Source organism: Roseateles sp. GW821-FHT09G03, from assembly GCF_059416045.1.
On record NZ_JBWKOK010000009.1, the window covers coordinates 182,105 to 197,488 of the forward strand.

Annotated in this window: 20 protein-coding genes and 2 pseudogenes; 4 read left to right on the forward strand and 18 right to left on the reverse strand. The window is 67.5% G+C overall.

The genetic code is table 11. The annotated features are described in order from the left end of the window. The first annotated feature begins 191 nt into the window (after window positions 1-191). A complete protein-coding gene (locus AC07OZ_RS26435; RefSeq protein WP_495470019.1) occupies window positions 192-1,637 on the forward strand; it encodes a S41 family peptidase in 1,446 nt (481 codons plus the stop codon). A gap of 71 nt (window positions 1,638-1,708) precedes the next feature. Here AC07OZ_RS26435 and tatC read toward each other — a convergent pair whose 3' ends face one another. The 13 genes and pseudogenes from tatC to argB all read right to left on the reverse strand — a co-directional run bounded on the left by tatC (window position 1,709) and on the right by argB (window position 9,316). Next, window positions 1,709-2,506: a twin-arginine translocase subunit TatC gene (tatC, locus tag AC07OZ_RS26440; RefSeq protein WP_495470020.1), complete on the reverse strand. Its 798-nt coding sequence runs from the start codon at window positions 2,504-2,506 to the stop codon at window positions 1,709-1,711. Continuing rightward, window positions 2,503-2,652 (reverse strand): annotated as a pseudogene (tatB, locus tag AC07OZ_RS26445) (Sec-independent protein translocase protein TatB); the annotation flags it as partial. The gene tatC and the pseudogene tatB (AC07OZ_RS26445), both read right to left, overlap by 4 nt. Before the next feature lie 140 nt (window positions 2,653-2,792). Next, window positions 2,793-2,985: pseudogene (tatB, locus tag AC07OZ_RS26450) on the reverse strand (Sec-independent protein translocase protein TatB); the annotation flags it as partial. 11 nt (window positions 2,986-2,996) lie between these two features. After that, complete coding sequence (tatA, locus tag AC07OZ_RS26455) at window positions 2,997-3,227, reverse strand: Sec-independent protein translocase subunit TatA (protein ID WP_495470021.1); 231 nt, start codon at window positions 3,225-3,227, stop codon at window positions 2,997-2,999. Between the two features lie 193 nt (window positions 3,228-3,420). Then, window positions 3,421-3,768 carry a histidine triad nucleotide-binding protein gene (locus tag AC07OZ_RS26460; protein ID WP_495470022.1) on the reverse strand — a complete coding sequence of 116 codons (348 nt, stop codon included), beginning with the start codon at window positions 3,766-3,768 and terminating at the stop codon, window positions 3,421-3,423. Between the two features lie 21 nt (window positions 3,769-3,789). Then, on the reverse strand, window positions 3,790-4,191 hold the full coding sequence (locus tag AC07OZ_RS26465) for a DUF4870 family protein (RefSeq protein ID WP_495470023.1): 402 nt from the start codon (window positions 4,189-4,191) through the stop codon (window positions 3,790-3,792). Window positions 4,192-4,214: 23 nt separating this feature from the next. Next, complete coding sequence (locus tag AC07OZ_RS26470) at window positions 4,215-4,580, reverse strand: phosphoribosyl-ATP diphosphatase (RefSeq protein ID WP_495470076.1); 366 nt, start codon at window positions 4,578-4,580, stop codon at window positions 4,215-4,217. Window positions 4,581-4,690: 110 nt separating this feature from the next. Then, window positions 4,691-5,083 (reverse strand): phosphoribosyl-AMP cyclohydrolase, encoded by a 393-nt coding sequence (gene hisI / locus AC07OZ_RS26475; RefSeq protein ID WP_495470077.1) that lies wholly within the window; start codon window positions 5,081-5,083, stop codon window positions 4,691-4,693. A 58-nt stretch (window positions 5,084-5,141) separates the two neighbouring features. Further along, window positions 5,142-5,627: an NUDIX domain-containing protein gene (locus tag AC07OZ_RS26480; protein WP_495470078.1), complete on the reverse strand. Its 486-nt coding sequence runs from the start codon at window positions 5,625-5,627 to the stop codon at window positions 5,142-5,144. Between the two features lie 22 nt (window positions 5,628-5,649). After that, complete coding sequence (locus tag AC07OZ_RS26485; RefSeq protein ID WP_495470024.1) at window positions 5,650-6,618, reverse strand: ATP-binding protein; 969 nt, start codon at window positions 6,616-6,618, stop codon at window positions 5,650-5,652. A gap of 57 nt (window positions 6,619-6,675) precedes the next feature. Continuing rightward, complete coding sequence (gene slmA / locus AC07OZ_RS26490) at window positions 6,676-7,314, reverse strand: nucleoid occlusion factor SlmA (RefSeq protein ID WP_297525826.1); 639 nt, start codon at window positions 7,312-7,314, stop codon at window positions 6,676-6,678. 158 nt (window positions 7,315-7,472) lie between these two features. After that, entirely contained in the window at window positions 7,473-8,162 is a 690-nt protein-coding gene (locus tag AC07OZ_RS26495) for a response regulator (protein WP_067276757.1), read from the reverse strand. A gap of 239 nt (window positions 8,163-8,401) precedes the next feature. Then, on the reverse strand, window positions 8,402-9,316 hold the full coding sequence (argB, locus tag AC07OZ_RS26500; protein WP_238139351.1) for an acetylglutamate kinase: 915 nt from the start codon (window positions 9,314-9,316) through the stop codon (window positions 8,402-8,404). Between the two features lie 94 nt (window positions 9,317-9,410). Here argB and AC07OZ_RS26505 point away from each other — a divergent pair, with 94 nt between their 5' ends. The 3 genes from AC07OZ_RS26505 to AC07OZ_RS26515 are packed head-to-tail and all read left to right on the forward strand — an operon-like array spanning window position 9,411 to window position 11,249. Next, window positions 9,411-10,385, forward strand: a complete 975-nt coding sequence (locus AC07OZ_RS26505) for a cation diffusion facilitator family transporter (protein WP_495470025.1) — start codon at window positions 9,411-9,413, stop codon at window positions 10,383-10,385. Beyond that, window positions 10,382-10,819 carry a D-aminoacyl-tRNA deacylase gene (gene dtd, locus AC07OZ_RS26510; protein WP_495470026.1) on the forward strand — a complete coding sequence of 146 codons (438 nt, stop codon included), beginning with the start codon at window positions 10,382-10,384 and terminating at the stop codon, window positions 10,817-10,819. Before AC07OZ_RS26505 ends, dtd begins: the two co-directional genes overlap by 4 nt. 46 nt (window positions 10,820-10,865) lie before the next feature. Beyond that, entirely contained in the window at window positions 10,866-11,249 is a 384-nt protein-coding gene (locus tag AC07OZ_RS26515) for a VOC family protein (RefSeq protein WP_495470027.1), read from the forward strand. A 25-nt stretch (window positions 11,250-11,274) separates the two neighbouring features. Here the strand turns inward: AC07OZ_RS26515 and AC07OZ_RS26520 are convergent, their stop codons facing one another. From AC07OZ_RS26520 to AC07OZ_RS26540, 5 genes are all read right to left on the reverse strand, one after another. Then, window positions 11,275-11,781, reverse strand: a complete 507-nt coding sequence (locus AC07OZ_RS26520) for a hypothetical protein (protein WP_495470028.1) — start codon at window positions 11,779-11,781, stop codon at window positions 11,275-11,277. Window positions 11,782-12,021: 240 nt separating this feature from the next. After that, window positions 12,022-12,483 carry a hypothetical protein gene (locus AC07OZ_RS26525; protein WP_495470029.1) on the reverse strand — a complete coding sequence of 154 codons (462 nt, stop codon included), beginning with the start codon at window positions 12,481-12,483 and terminating at the stop codon, window positions 12,022-12,024. A gap of 202 nt (window positions 12,484-12,685) precedes the next feature. Continuing rightward, on the reverse strand, window positions 12,686-13,651 hold the full coding sequence (locus AC07OZ_RS26530; RefSeq protein ID WP_495470030.1) for a tripartite tricarboxylate transporter substrate-binding protein: 966 nt from the start codon (window positions 13,649-13,651) through the stop codon (window positions 12,686-12,688). A gap of 139 nt (window positions 13,652-13,790) precedes the next feature. Further along, on the reverse strand, window positions 13,791-15,083 hold the full coding sequence (locus tag AC07OZ_RS26535) for a phenylacetate--CoA ligase family protein (protein WP_495470031.1): 1,293 nt from the start codon (window positions 15,081-15,083) through the stop codon (window positions 13,791-13,793). Next, window positions 15,083-15,373 carry a hypothetical protein gene (locus AC07OZ_RS26540; RefSeq protein ID WP_495470032.1) on the reverse strand — a complete coding sequence of 97 codons (291 nt, stop codon included), beginning with the start codon at window positions 15,371-15,373 and terminating at the stop codon, window positions 15,083-15,085. The genes AC07OZ_RS26535 and AC07OZ_RS26540 overlap by 1 nt, the downstream gene beginning before the upstream one ends. Between the last annotated feature and the right edge of the window lie 11 nt (window positions 15,374-15,384).

A 15,384-nucleotide genomic window follows, 5' to 3' on the forward strand; every position in this document is an offset into this window, starting at 1 on the left:
TTGCCACGGCATGCCCGGAATGGGCGCAAGATGCTCGGGATACGCGTAAATGAGGGGTAAACCGGCTTTTGATGCCGGGCCGGTTTTTTGCCTCACGCATATACTGGGAACGCCTTTGTTCCGTCCCGCGCAATGGGGACGGACCATGCGGCGCCAAGCAGCCAGGCTGTACTGATTCAAGGTTTTTCATCATGGGCGCCAAACTGAAAGTCGCGGGCTGGGTCGCATTGGGTGCGATGGCCGGTGTCATGACGACAATGCAGCTGCAGGCCAATGCCCGCAGCACCGCCAGCCCCCTTCCGCTCGAGGAACTGCAGCAGCTCGCCGCGGTCTTCGGGATCGTGAAGTCCGACTACGTCGAGTCCGTCGACGAGAAGAAGCTGATCAACGATGCCATCTCCGGCATGGTCAGCGGCCTGGACCCCCACTCCCAGTTCTTCGACAAGAAGAGCTTCAAGGAATTCCGCGAGAGCACGTCCGGCAAGTTCGTCGGCGTCGGCATCGAGATCGGCATGGAAGATGGCCTGGTCAAGATCGTCTCGCCGATCGAAGGCAGCCCCGCGTTCCGCGCCGGCCTCAAGAGCGGCGACCTGATCAGCAAGATCGACGAGACGGCCGTGCGCGGCCTCACGCTCGACCAGGCGGTCAAGAAGATGCGCGGCGAACCGGCCACCAAGGTCACGCTGTCCATCTACCGCAAGTCGGAAAGCCGGACCTTCCCCGTCACGATCGCCCGCGAGGAAATCCGCGTGCAGAGCGTGCGTGCCAAGCTGGTCGAACCGGGCTACGCCTGGATCCGCGTGAGCCAGTTCCAGGACCGCACCGTCGAGGACTTCAGCCAGAAGCTGGCCGAGCTCTACAAGCAGGACCCCAAGATCAAGGGCGTCGTGCTGGACCTGCGCAACGACCCGGGCGGCCTGCTCGAGGGCGCGGTGGCGATCTCCGCGGCCTTCCTGCCCAAGGGCGTCGAGGTCGTGTCGACCAACGGCCAGCTCGCCGAATCCAAGGCCAGCTACCGCGCCGATCCCGATTTCTACGCGCGTCGCGGCTCCGGCGATCCGCTGCGCCGCCTGCCGGACGCGATCAAGAACGTGCCGATGGTGGTGCTGGTGAACGAGGGTTCCGCCTCGGCCAGCGAGATCGTCGCCGGCGCGCTGCAGGACCACAAGCGGGCGACCGTGATGGGTCTGCAGACCTTCGGCAAGGGCTCGGTGCAGACCGTGCGCCAGCTGGGCCCGGACACGGCGGTCAAGCTGACCACCGCGCGTTACTACACGCCGAGCGGCCGCTCCATCCAGGCCAAGGGCATCGTGCCGGACATCCCGCTGGACGAGACCGCCGAAGGCAACGTGTTCGCCGAGCTGCGCATGCGCGAGGCCGACCTCGAGAAGCACCTGCACGGCGCCGACGAGAAGACGGAAGAAACGCGCTCGAAGGAACTGGAGAAGATCCGTGAGGAGCGTCGCCAGAAGCTGGAAGCCGACTACGCCAAGCGCGCCGAAGCGCCGAAGCCGCTGCCCGAGTTCGGCAGCGCGGAGGACTTCCCGCTGCGCCAGGCGCTGAACCAGCTGCAAGGCAAGCCGGTCGCCGTCTCCAAGCTCGCGCAGGAACGCAAGGCCGAAGCGAAGACTGAATAAGTCTTTCACCGGCTCCAAAGACAAACGCCCGATGCTTGCATCGGGCGTTTTGCTTGGTGGGTCCTGATCGGTCAGCTTGGCGAGGTGCCGTTGCTCTCTTCCGCTTCGGTGTCCGGCGCCTTCGAATATCTTGCGAAGGCGTTGGCGGCCCAGAGGCCGACCTCGTAGAGCAGGCACATCGGGATCGCCAGCGCGAGCTGGGAGACGATGTCCGGCGGCGTGATCACCGCCGCGATGACGAAGGCCAGCACGATGAAGTAGCCGCGGAACTGCTTGAGCTGCGGCACCGTGACGATGCCCATGCGCGCCAGCACCACCACCACCACCGGCACCTCGAAGGCGGCCCCGAAGGCGATGAACATGTTCATCACGAAGCCGAGGTAGGCCTCGACGTCCGGTGTCGCGCTGATGCTCTTGGGCGCGAAGCTCTGGATGAAGGTGAAGACCTTGCCGAAGACGAAGAAGTAGCAGAAGGCCACCCCCGCGAAGAACAGCAAGGTGCTCGACACCACCAGCGGCATCACCAGCCGCTTCTCATGCGAGTACAGGCCCGGCGCGACGAAGGCCCAGACCTGGTAGAGCACCACCGGCAGCGCCACCAGGAAGGCGGCGAGCAAGGTGACCTTCAGCGGCACCAGGAAGGGCGACAGCACGTTGGTCGCGATCAGGGTGCCCCCCTGCGGCAGATGCGCGACCAGCGGCTTCGCCAGCAGGTCGAACAGGCCGTCCGTGCCCGGCCAGATGCACAGCAGGGCGAAGGCACCGGCGATCGCGAGCAGCGCCCGGATCAACCGGTCGCGCAGCTCCATCAGGTGGGACACAAAGGGCTGTTCGGTGCCGGCCAGTTCGTCTTCTTGGGGGCTGCTCATGGGGCTCGGCGGGAGGGACGGAAGCGCGCCACGCGGGCCGCGCCGGATTGGGCGTGGCGACGCACGCCCTGCTGCTGCTTGAACCAGACCGGCGTGGCGCCGCGCTTGAGGCGCCAGTTCTTCTTCGGATGCGTGTAGACAGGGACCGCCGCATAGCCGCCGATCGTGCCGTCCGCGTTCGTCCCGTCCACCGACAGGTCGGACCAGGTGGACTGCAGCGACTGGTTGGCGGCGTCCATCTGCTCCTGCACGCTGGACTGCACGTCGTTGACGGCGGTCTGGAACTGGCCCTTCATCTTCTGGAGTTCCTCCAGCTCGATGGACCGGTTCACTTCCGCCTTCACGTCGGACACGTAGCGCTGTGCCTTGCCCAGCAGCGTGCCCACCGTCCGCGCCACGCGCGGCAGGCGTTCAGGGCCGAGCACGACCAGCGCCACGGCGCCGATCAGCATCAGCTTGTCAAAGCCGAAATCGACCATGCGGGCCGCGCTCAGTTGCGCGTCTTGGCGTCGACGTCGACGGTGTTCGGATCAGCCGCCTTGTTGGCGTTGACCACCTGCTGCGGCGGCGTCTCGGACGAGGTGCCGTCCTTCATGCCGTCCTTGAAGCCCTTGACGGCGGCGCCCAGGTCGCCGCCGACGTTGCGCAGCTTCTTGGTGCCGAAGACGGCGATGACGACGACCAGCACGATCAGCCAGTGCCAAATGCTCAAACCACCCATGACAATCTCCAGAGTCGGAAGCCGAAATTCTACGGTGCGCGCATGACAGGCATGTCGGCAAACAACGCCCGCCCCTCCCCGCTTCAGCGGCTTATGGGCCCGTAACCAACCGCTGGACGAACGCCCGGCATCGGAAAACCGATCGATCCGGCCGGCTCAGCCCGCGGCGGCGACACAAAGATGAGGCCGGCGCTCAGCCTTTCAACCAGGGCCGCGGGCCGCCGACGGCGTGCATGTGGAGGTGGAACACCTCCTGACCGCCATCCGAACCCGTGTTGATCACGGTCCGGAAACCGTTCGTGACGCCGAGTTCCTTCATCAGCTTCGGCACCAGCACCGACATCTTGCCCAGCAGCGGCGCGTGCTCGGGCTGCAGGTCGGCCATGCTGGCGATGTGCTGCTTGGGGATCAGCAGGAAATGCACCGGCGCCCACGGATGGATGTCGTGGAAGCCGATCACGTCGTCGTCCTCGTAGACCTTCTTCGCGGGAATCTGGCCCTGCACGATCTTGCAGAAGAGGCAGTTGGGGTCGTGGCTCATGGTCGGAGACGGTTGGGGAGGTCAGAGGGGCATGGGCCGGCGGTCGTTCATGGCCAGCCAGCCGCGCACGATGCGGTAGAGGAACCAGATCGAGATCAGGCACCAGGCGATCCAGCCCGGAATGATGAACAGGAACCACAGCGGGATCGTGACGACGTACAGGATGCCGCACCACAGCACGCTGCGCAGGCGCCACGAGAAGTGCGTGGCCTGCCAGGTGCCGACAGCCTCGTCGCGCTTCACCAGGTCGACGATCACCGCGACGATCAGCAGCACGATGCTGGCCTGCACGCCGGGCAGCAATGCGCCGATCGCGACGACCGCATGCAGCACGTAGCTGATGATGCCGACGCTGCGCAGGCTCGCTTCGCGCTGCGGGTCGAGGACGACGTCGGGCGGCTGCGGTTCGAACGACTGGGTCATGCGATCTCCTTCATGCGCGCTCCTTATGGGGTCCCCGCCGGGGGGCTTCTGCGGGCGAATTCCTCGAGGCCGGACAGGCCTTCACGGCGGGCCAGTTCGGCCAGCACCTGCTCGGGGCGCAGATCGAAGGCGGCCAGCGCCACGATCGAGTGGAACCACAGGTCGGCGACCTCGTAGACCAACTTGTCCGGCGCGCCGTCCTTGGCCGCGAGCACGACCTCGGTCGCTTCCTCGCCGACCTTCTTGAGGATCTGGTCCAGGCCCTTGGCGAACAGCTTGGCGACGTAGCTCTTGTCCGGATCGCCTTCGGCACGGCGCTGGGCGACGACGTCGCCCAGATGCGCCAGCACGTCGGTGCCGTTCAGCGGCGCCCTCGCCGGATCGGTCAGCGGCGCCGTCACCGCGGGCGAGGGACTGTCGGGCAGGAAAACCGAGTCGGGTGCGCCGGGCGCGCCTGCCATGGCGGTCTTGCCGGAAGTGTCGGAGGGGGCCATCGCGCTCATGCCTTGTAGATGCTGGCCGGGTCCTTGAGGACCGGCTCGACCGCCGTCCACTGCCCGTTCTCCAGCTTCTGGAAGAAGCAGCTGTGGCGGCCGGTGTGGCAGGCGATGCCGGGTTCGTGGCCATGCTGCGTGACGCTGAGCAGCACCACGTCGTTGTCGCAGTCCAGCCGGATGCCGTGGACCTGCTGCACGTGGCCGGACTCCTCGCCCTTGTGCCACAGCCTCTGCCGCGAGCGGCTCCAGTAGACCGCCTCGCCGACCTCGGCGGTACGGGCCAGGGCTTCGCGATTCATCCACGCGAACATCAGGATGTCGTTCGAGCCCCGCTCCTGGGCGATGACGGGCACCAGCCCGTCGCGGTCCCACTTGATCTGATCCAGCCAGTCCATCGGGGCAGTGTAGTCCGCGGTCGTGCCGGCGGCATCGCTCACACCCTCGGTCGCGCCTTCAGACGACATGGGTCGCTCCGACATGGAAACGCTCGGCGGCGAACCACTGCAGCACCGGGATCGTGCCCGGCAACACCGGCTGCACCTGCACCGGCAGGTGCTGCCAGCTCATGGTCTGGCCTTCGCGCATCTCGAACTCGCCCTGCCACTCGTACACCTTGCAGAAGTGCAGGCGCACCTTGGCGTGCGGGTACTCCATCAGCTCGATCTTCCACGGCAACGCGGCACCGATGGTGATGCCGAGTTCCTCGTGCAACTCGCGGCGCAGGGCCTGCTCCACCGTCTCGCCGGCCTCGAGCTTGCCGCCCGGGAATTCCCAGTAGCCGGCGTAGACCTTGCCCTCGGGGCGCGAGGTCAGGAGGAACTCGGTCTCGCGGCCGTTCGGCTCGCGGCGCACCAGGACGCCGACGGCCACGTCCACCGGCTTGCGATCGCTCGCGGCGGAGGGGCTGTGTGGATTCGCGGATTCGTTCGTTTCAGACATGGACGTGTTGGACTCGGACTTGTCAGACATGGTCGAGACCCTCCGGCACATCGCCGTCCCGGGCCGATGCGGAGGCGCCCTCCGCGGCACGGCCTTGTGCAGCCCCCTGCCCCGCCAGATCGCGGGCGAACTGGTAGGCGACGCGCCCCGAGCGCGAGCCGCGCTCCAGCGCCCAGACCAGCGCCGGCTGGCGCGCGGCCTCGATGCGGGCGGCGTCCAGGCCGAAATGCGTCAGCCACTGCGCGACGATCGCGAGGTATTCCTGCTGGCTGAAGCTGTAGAAGCTGATCCACAGGCCGAAGCGCTCGGACAGCGAGATCTTCTCCTCCACCGCCTCGCCCGGATGCACCTCGACGTTGCCGTCGCGCTCGGAATAGGTGGACGCGAGGTTGTCCTTCATCTGCTCGGGCAGCAAGTGGCGGCGGTTGCTGGTCGCGTAGATCAGCAGGTTGTCGGTGGCCGCGGCGACAGAGCCGTCCAGCATCGACTTCAGCGCCTTGTAGCCGGCCTCGCCTTCGTCGAAGCTGAGGTCGTCGCAGAAGATGACGAAGCGCTCCGGACGGTCGGCGACGAGGTCGGCGAGGTCCGGCAGGTCGACCAGGTCGCCCTTGTCGACTTCGATCAGGCGCAGCCCCTGCCCGGCGAATTCATTGAGGCAGGCCTTGATCAGCGAGCTCTTGCCGGTGCCGCGCGCGCCCGTCAGCAGCACGTTGTTGGCGGGCTGGCCTTGCACGAACTGGCGCGTGTTGCGCAGCAGGCGATCCTTCTGCGGCTCGACCTCCTTGAGGTCGGCGAGCCGGATCGCGGAGAGGTGCTTCACCGGCTCCAGCCGCGCGCTCGCGCCGCGCTTGCGATAGCGGAAGGCCACGGCCGCATCCCAGTCGGGCGGCGTCAGGGGCTGGGGCAGCACGGCCTCCAGGCGGGTCAGCAGCGCGTCGGCGCGTTGGAGCACGGCGACAAGGGCTTCAGAGGCATCAGGAGCATTGGCCATAGCCACCGAGTGTAGGCGGCGCCCCGAGGCGTCCGGGGCGGTTGGCATCGCGAAAGCTCAGGCGAGCATTCGCATCGCGGCATCCAACTGTTCGGTCGGCAGGCGCTTGAAGCCGGAGCGCGCATAGCGCTGCAGCCGGCCGATGATGAAGCTCACCAGCACCGAGGCCTGCGCCTGCGCCTCGACGGTCGGCGTGGTCGATCCCGAGGCCTCCGCGGCGGTGCGCAATCCCTGCCGCAGCGAGGACTCGACCTTGTCGAAGAACTGGTTCATGCGCGCGACCAGACGCTCGTTCTCGTACACCAGCGCGTCGCCGACCATCACGCGGGCCATGCCCGGATTGCGCTCGCCGAACTGCAGCAGCACGGCGACGATGCGCTGCGCCTGCGCCAGCCCGTCCGTCTCGCGCTCGGCGATCTGGTTGAGCAGCGAGAAGATGCTGGTCTCGATGAATTCGATCAGGCCCTCGAACATCTGGGCCTTGCTGGCGAAGTGGCGGTAGAGCGCCGCTTCGCTGACCTCGAGCCGCGCCGCGAGCGCGGCGGTGGTCACCCGCTCGGCGCCGGGCTGCTCCAGCATGCTGGCCAGCGTCTGCAGGATCTGCACCCGGCGCTCGCCCGGCTTGAGCCGCTTGCGGGGCAGCTCCGCCGGCTTGGCGGCGGCGGAGTCCGGGGTGTCCGAGGAGCTGGGGTGCATGGAGGGGGCCGAAGTGTGCGGCGATTCTGGCACAGCCGGAACGCCGTCTTGACGCCGATGCCGGACGTCGTACGCCAACTCCCCGAGGCCGGTTTCCGGCTCATTCTGGAAGGACCGCCGCCCTGCGAAGGGACAGTCCTTGCCTGATCGATCCGCAGTCAGTCGCGCAACCAGCCAAGGCGGCGCGCCTCGTAGATCGCCTCGACCTTGGAGCGCACCTGCAGCTTGCGGTAGGTGCGCTTCACGTAGGTCATGATCGTGTGCGGCGACACGTTCATGAACTGCGCGATCTCGTCGAAGGTGAACCCCTTGGCGGCCAGGTGCAGCACGCGCGATTCCTGTTCGGACAGCGCGACGACCTGCTCGTCGACCAGCGGCATCGGGGCCGAATCGCCGAAGCCGCGTGGATGCGCGCCCGCGCCCTGCGGCGCCAGGCGCAGCAGCAGGCGGCGCGCGATCACCGGCGAGATCGGGCTGCCGCCCGCGCGCAGCGAGCGCAGTTGCCCGGGCAGGTCCAGCGCGAGCGAGTCCTTGAGCAGGTAGCCGGTCGCGCCGGCCTCGATGCTCGAGAGCACGTGCTGCTCGTCGCCGAAGACGGAGATGACCATCACCTCGCACTCGGGCGCGACGTGGGCCGCGTGGCGGATCAGTTCGATGCCGCTCCCCCCGGGCAGGTCGAGGTCCACCAGCAGCACGTCGGGACGCGTCTGGTCGAACATCTTCCGGCCCTGCTGGAGATCGGTGGCCATGCCCACCAGACGGATGTCCGGTGCTTTCTCAAGGGCGTGGGCGAACGCTTCGCGGAAACGAAGCTGATCCTCGACGATCAAGACGCTGAAAAGTGACATGCAATCCCTCACGGCCTGTGGAGCCGTTTCGTGGCGCATTCTGGGATGTCGCGTGTTTCAGCGGCAATCCCCAGCTTGCAGTGGTATGACCTTCGACCAAGCCCGGCGGCCAGAGGGACAGCGAGGGCAAGCAGCGATCCTGCCTCCCCTCCGGAAACGACCGAGCCCCCTCGTTCGGAGGGGGCTCGGTGGGGAAGATCCACCCATCAGGGGGATCCCAGGCGCCGCTGTCGGTCCGTTCAGTGCGAGCGGATCATCGTGCCGTAAGCCTGCTCGGACAGGATCTCCAGCAGCATGGCGTGGGGGACACGGCCGTCGATGATGTGGACGGCCTTGACGCCGCTGCGGGCGGCGTCCAGCGCGGAGGCGATCTTGGGCAGCATGCCGCCGGACAGCGTGCCGTCGGCGAAGAGCTCGTCGATCTCGCGCGCGGACAGGTCGGTCAGGAGGTTGCCCTGCTTGTCGAGCACACCGGGCGTGTTGGTCAGCAGCACCAGCTTCTCGGCCTTGAGCACCTCGGCCAGCTTGCCGGCGACGACGTCGGCGTTGATGTTGTAGCTCTCGTTGCTCTCGCCGAAGCCGATCGGGCTGATGACGGGGATGAACTGGTCGTCCTGGAGCGCCTTCACCACGCTGGGGTCGATGGCGACGATGTCGCCGACGGAGCCCACGTCGTGCTCCTTGGCCGGGTCGTCCTTGTCGATCAGCTTGAGCTTCTTGGCGCGGATCATGCCGCCGTCGCGGCCGGTCAGGCCCACGGCCTTGCCGCCGGCGACGTTGATCAGGCCGACGATGTCCTGCTGCACCTCGCCGGCGAGCACCCATTCGACGACGCTCATCGTCTCCTCATCGGTGACGCGCATGCCCTGGATGAAGTGGCCCTTCTTGCCGAGCTTGTTGAGCGCGTCCTCGATCTGCGGGCCGCCGCCGTGCACGACCACCGGGTTCAGGCCGACCAGTTTGAGCAGCACCACGTCCTCGGCGAAGTCCTGCTGCAGCGCCGGATCGGTCATCGCGTTGCCGCCGTACTTGATGACGATGGTCTTGCCGTGGTACTTGCGGATGTAGGGCAGCGCCTGGGAGAGCAGCTCGGCCTTGTCGCGCGGCGGGATGTGGCTCAGGTCGGCGTCGTGGACGGGAGGGGTGTTGCTCATGGTGCTGTCCGGAGGAGGCTGAGGGGTGGGACGTGGTTGAAAGCGGAACGAGGAATGGGTCGGGCGCCATTCTAGGACCGGCAAAATCGACGCCATGCAAGTGCAGCAATATCTGAAGGTGTCCGCCGGCGTGGCGGTGCTGACCATCGCCTTGAAGACGACCGCCTGGTGGTGGACGGGGTCGGTGAGCCTGGCCTCGGACGCGCTCGAATCGGGGGTGAACCTCGCCGGGGCGCTCTTCGGTCTGGCGATGGTGACGGTCGCGCGACGGCCTCCCGACGAGGACCATCCCTTCGGTCACCACAAGGCGGAGTACTTCTCCAGCGCCTTCGAGGGCGCGCTGATCCTGATCGCCGCGCTGGGCATCGCCTGGGCGGCGGTGGAGCGGCTGCGCACGCCGCAGCCGCTGGAGCAGCTCGGCATCGGCATGGCGCTGTCGCTGGTCAGCACGGCGATCAACGGCGCGCTGGCTTGGAAGATGCTGCAGGCCTCGCGCGAGCATCGCTCGATCGCGCTCGAGGCGGATGCGCGCCATCTGTTCACCGATGTCTGGACGTCCGTGGGCGTCGTCGCCGGCCTGATCGGCGTGATGCTGACAGGCTGGACCTGGCTGGATCCGCTGCTCGCGATCCTGGTTGCGCTGAACATCCTGCGCGAAGCGGTGCACCTGATGTGGAAGTCCACCGGCGGGCTGATGGACATGGCGCTGGAGCCCGAGGACCAGCAGACGATCGCCGAGGTGCTGGCGCGCTTCGAGTCGCCGGAGTTGCGTTTCGATCACGTCGCGACCCGCGTGGCGGGGCAGCAGCGCCACGTCGACTTTCACCTGCACGTACCGGCGCGATGGACGCTCGGTGAGGCCGCCGCGTTGCGGGGTCAGGTCGAGCAGGCGCTGATGCGCGCCCTGCCCGGCCTGCGCGCCAGCATCCAGCTGCTGCCGGTGAACGTCGAGACGCGCTTCGCCGAAATGGCGGAGCGCGAGACGGCGACAGCCACGGCCACCACGACGGCCACGCCCTCATCGACGGCCGCGCCCGCGGCCGCCTCCAACCAGGAAAGACCAGAATGATCGCGCTGCTGCAACGGGTGAAGGAAGCGAGGGTCGATGTCGGCGACCGTTGCACCGGACAGATCGGCGCGGGCCTGCTGCTGCTGATCTGCGCCGAACCGCAGGACACGGAGGCGGTGGCGGAGAAGCTGCTGCAGAAGATCCTGAAGCTGCGCATCTTCAGCGACGAGGCCGGCAAGATGAACCGCAGCGTGCAGGACGTGGGCGGTGGCTTGCTGATCGTCTCGCAGTTCACGCTCGCGGCGGACACCTCCGGCGGGAACCGGCCGAGCTTCACCGGCGCGGCGCCGGCGGAGCTGGGCCGCCGGCTCTACGACCATGCGGTCGCATTCGCGCGGTCGCAGCATCCGGTCGTGGAGACCGGCGAGTTCGGCGCGGACATGCAGGTCCGCCTGATCAACGACGGGCCGGTCACGATTCCGATGAGGATGTGATGAGAATGCAGTGCTACAACTGCACATCGAAGCAAGGAACCCCACCATGATCAGCTACGTCACCCTGGGCAGCAACGACCGCCGCGCGGCCAAGGTGTTCTATGACGCCGCGCTCGCGCCGCTGGGCCTGAAGCCAGGCTACTCGGACGACGAGATGGTCGGTTACGGCCCCGAAGGCGGCGAGACGCAGCTGTGGGTGGTGCAGCCCTTCAACGGGCTGGACGCGACGGTCGGCAACGGCTCGATGCTGGCGCTGGCGGCGTCGACGCGGGCGCAGGTCGACGCGGTCTACGCCGCCGCGATCAGCGGCGGCGGCAAGGACGACGGCCGCCCCGGCCCGCGCGAGAACTACGGGCCGAATTTCTACGCGGCCTACTTCCGCGACCTGGATGGCAACAAGGTGGGCGTGGTGTGCCGGTCGCCGGCTTGACGCCGGCACAGCTGGATGCACACCGTCAGCTCTTGTCGGGCCGATTGCTTTCTGGGAAGCCGTCCAACCGCGAGCAGTACCCCTGACTGCGCATGAACTTCGCGTCGTCATCGGTCCACGCTTCGCCGGCGCGCTTGCGCTTTGTCAGTTCGTTGATCTTCTTCTCTTCGGGCGAACGCTCGCGCGGTTTCCTCCACGGTTCCTTTTTCTCGAGTGCGGCCTTCGCTTCGTGTCCCTGCCGATTCAGCTGCTCGGCAAAGTCGAGCAGTTCCGACTGCTTCCGTGCGTCGCTATGCGGCCACCGCCACAGCAGGTCAAGCATCTCATCGCGATAGCGACGAGGCCTCAGTTCACTGTCGATCCAGCGACCTCCACTCGCCCTGTCCATGCCCGAATACGGGTTGTCCTCGCTCAGTTCCTTCAATCGACGCAGGCCGATTTCGCCCGTTTTCCAGGACGGCACGTGGTGGTCGGCATCAGCGCCTCCCGGCCCGGCCAACCACGTAAAGACTGAGGGGAGGTGAGGCAACATTCGATCACCTTTGCTGGCGAGTTGGAAAGTCCATCAGTTGGCGCGCGAGAGGCCGGAGTTCGTCCGTCGTTCGGGAACGAAAAAAGCCCGCCGTGAGGCGGGCCACGTCACCTCGCTGGCCGAGCTTCTACGCGGCCTACTTCCGCGACCTGGACGGGAACAAGGTGGGCGTGGTGTGCCGGTCGCCGGCGTGACGAACGGGGAGACAGGCGCGGAGAACGCCACCAGACCTGAGTGAACTCAGTCGGAATCGGAATCGGCCCCGACGACTTCACATTCCCAGATGAAGCCGGTCTTCTCGTCGCGCCAGCCGTGGAGCCGGTGGTAGAACGATGCGTCGGACTCCCCCTCCCACTGCACCGGATCCCATGACACCGTGGGGAGCGCCGTCGGCTTCAGCGGCGTTGCCTTGCTTGAGGACTCCACAGGGGCGGGCATCTCCTTCGCGGGCGATGCCTTGCTGGAGGATGCCGTGGACGCCCTTGCGTCGCGATTCATCTGCTCGGCGCGTTCCAGCAAGTCCGCTTGCTGACGCCCGCTGCTCAGCGGCCACTGTCGCTGCAGTTCCGCCATGCCGTTGGCGTAGGTGCGCCTGCCCACCAGATCCGTGTGCGGATTGCCCTCGCTCAGGGCTTTCAGCCGGGTCCAGCCGGAATCACTCTGCGGCGAGGACTTCGGATTGCTTTCAGGCTGGACTGCCATTGCCAAGTGACCCTGCGACACCGCGCACTCACAGCTTCCGTTCCACATATCGATCACCTCATTGGCAAGTTGGAAAGGCGATCAGTTGGCGCACAGAAGGTCGAGGTTCGGCGGTCGCGCAGAAATGGAAAAGCCCGCCATGAGGCGGGCTTCGACGCTGGACTCGAAGCGGCGGGAGCCGCTCCGAAGGGTCGCGCGGCGATCAGTCGGCGTACTGACCGGCCGCCTTGATGATCGGCGTCCACTTGTTGATCTCGTCGGCGACGAACTTCTTGTGCTCGGCCGGGTTCACGCGGTTGTCGGTGACGATGACCGCGCCCAGCGCTTCCTCGCGCTTGTGGAACTCGGCATCCTTCAGCGCCGTCTTCAGCGCCGTGTTGATCTTGTCCAGCACCGCTTTCGGCGTGCCCTTGGGCGCGTACATGCCGTGCCAGATCGTCACGTTGAAGCCCTTCAGGCCGGACTCGTCCAGCGTCGGCAGCTTGGCGAGCGAACCGCCCAGGCGCTTGGTCGTCGACACCGCGTAGGCCTTGACCTTGCCGCCGTCGATCTGCGTCGTGGTGTTGGTCGTCTGGTCGCACATCAGGTCGACCTGACCGCCGATCAGGTCGGTCATCGCCGGGCCCGTGCCCTTGTACGGGACCGTGGTCATGTCGATCTTGACCGTGCTCATGTACAGCAGGCCGCACAGGTGCGACGCGGAACCCAGACCGGCGTTGGCCAGGTTGATCTTGCCCTTGTTGGCGCCCAGCCACTTCACCAGGTCGGCGTAGTTGGCGGCCGGCAGGTTGGGACGCGAGATCAGCGTCATCGGCACTTCGTTGATCAGGCCCAGGTACTCGAAGTCGTCCAGCGTCTTGTACTGCAGGTTGCGGTACAGGGCCGGCGAGGTCGAGATGCCGATGTGATGCAGCAGCAGCGTGTAGCCGTCCGGCGCGGCCTTGGACACCTTGGTGGCGCCCAGCGTGCCGCCGGCGCCGCCGACGTTCTCGATCACGATCGTCGCGTTGAGCGGCTTGCGCAGCGCCTCGGCCAGGTCGCGCGCGACCTTGTCGGTCGGGCCGCCGGCAGCGAACGGGACGACGATGGTCACCGGCTTGTCCGGGTAGTCGGCCCAGGCAGCGCCGACGCTCAGCGCCGCGACGGAGGCGAGCAAGATCTTCTTCATGGTGTCTCTTCCTCGTTGGAGGTGTGGGTGATGGCGCGGATGCTAGGTCTCCCTCCCACATTGCAACTTACGGAAACTACGTAAGCCGGGATTGCCCCGAGGCATGGAACCGCTGCCATCCCCCTCCATCTGCGGGAATTCAGTCGAACTTCCGCAGGTCTTCGATGACTTTTCCGTCGTTGGGCAGCCCGCCCGCCGCGACGAACACGACCTCGCCGCGCAGCTTGGTCACGTCGCGCAGCGCTGCGGTCAGGCCTTCGGCCATCCCCTCGGGCGCCGCGCCCTCGGTCTCGACGCGCAGCGTCATCCGGTCCTGCGCCATCTCGCCCTCGACGACCAGCCGCCCCCGTCGCGCCTGCGGGAAACGCCGCAGCACCTCGGCCACCTGCCCGGCATGCACGAACATGCCGCGCACCTTGGCGCTCTGGTCCGCGCGTCCCATCCAGCCCTTGATGCGCACGTTGGTCCGCCCGGTCGGGCAGGCGCCGGGCAGCACCGCCGACAGGTCGCCGGTGCCGAAGCGGATCAGCGGGTAGTCGCGGTTGAGCGTGGTGACGACGACCTCGCCCACCTCGCCGTCGGGCACGGGATCACCGGTGCCGGGCCGGACGATCTCGAGGATCACCCCCTCGTCGACGACCAGCCCCTGCCGCGCCACGGTCTCATACGCGATCAGCCCGAGGTCGGCGGTGGCGTAGCACTGGAAGCCGCTGACGCCGCGCTCGCCGCACCAGTCGCGCAGCGCGGCCGGGAAGGCCTCGCCGCTGACCAGCGCCTTGCGCACCGACAGGGGCTGGCCCTGCTCCGCCGCCTTGTCCAGCAGGATCTTCAGGAAGCTCGGCGTGCCGACGTAGGCCTGCGGCCGGAGCTCGGCCATCGCCTGCAGCTGCAACTCGGTGTTGCCGACGCCGCCGGCGAAGACCGTGCAGCCCAGCGCCTCCGCGCCGCCTTCCATCATGGCGCCGGCCGGCGTCAGGTGGTAGCTGAACGAGTTGTGGACCAGGTCGCCCGCGCGCAGGCCCGCCGCATGCAGCGCACGGCCGACGCGCCAGTAGTCGCGCCCGTGCCCTTCGGGCTCGTAGATCGAGCCCGGCGACTGGAACACGCGACGCGCGCCGGTGTCACGCCTCAGTCCGCGCCAGCCGATCGTCGAGAAGCCGCCGAAGGGCTCGAAGGGCACGCGTCCCGCGTCCGCGCGCACGGCCTGCTGGCGCGCGAGCAGCTCCGACTTGCGCGTCACCGGCAGCCGCGCCAGCGCGTCGCGCGTGCGGATCAGGTCCGGCTCGACGTCGCCCAGCAGTTCGCCGAAGGCATCGGTGTTCTGCCGCGCGTTGGCCACCTGGTGCGGCAGTGCGGCCAGCAGCGCGGCCTCGCGCGCGGCGGGATCGCGCGTCTCCAGCGCATCGTAGAAATCGAGGCTGGCGGCGCCCATCACTCCTCCGCCCATTGCGCCAGTCGACGCTTGAGGTCGTCCTGCAGCTTGCGCACGTCGGCGGCGTTGCGGCAGACGCGCGTCTCCCAGTCGGGGCTGCGCGCCGGCTTCTTCGCCAGCTTCGCGGTGATCTGGCCCTCGCCGGCCGCGAGCTGGAGCACCTCCTGGTTCTCGAAGCTCCAGCCGTTGCCGCGCTCCGTCAGCGCGCGCAGGTCGCGCAAGGCGCGCTTCAACTGCACGAGCGCCTCCTCGGCCTTGAACGGCGGAGGCGCGAAGAAATCGTTGTCCATGAACTGCTCTC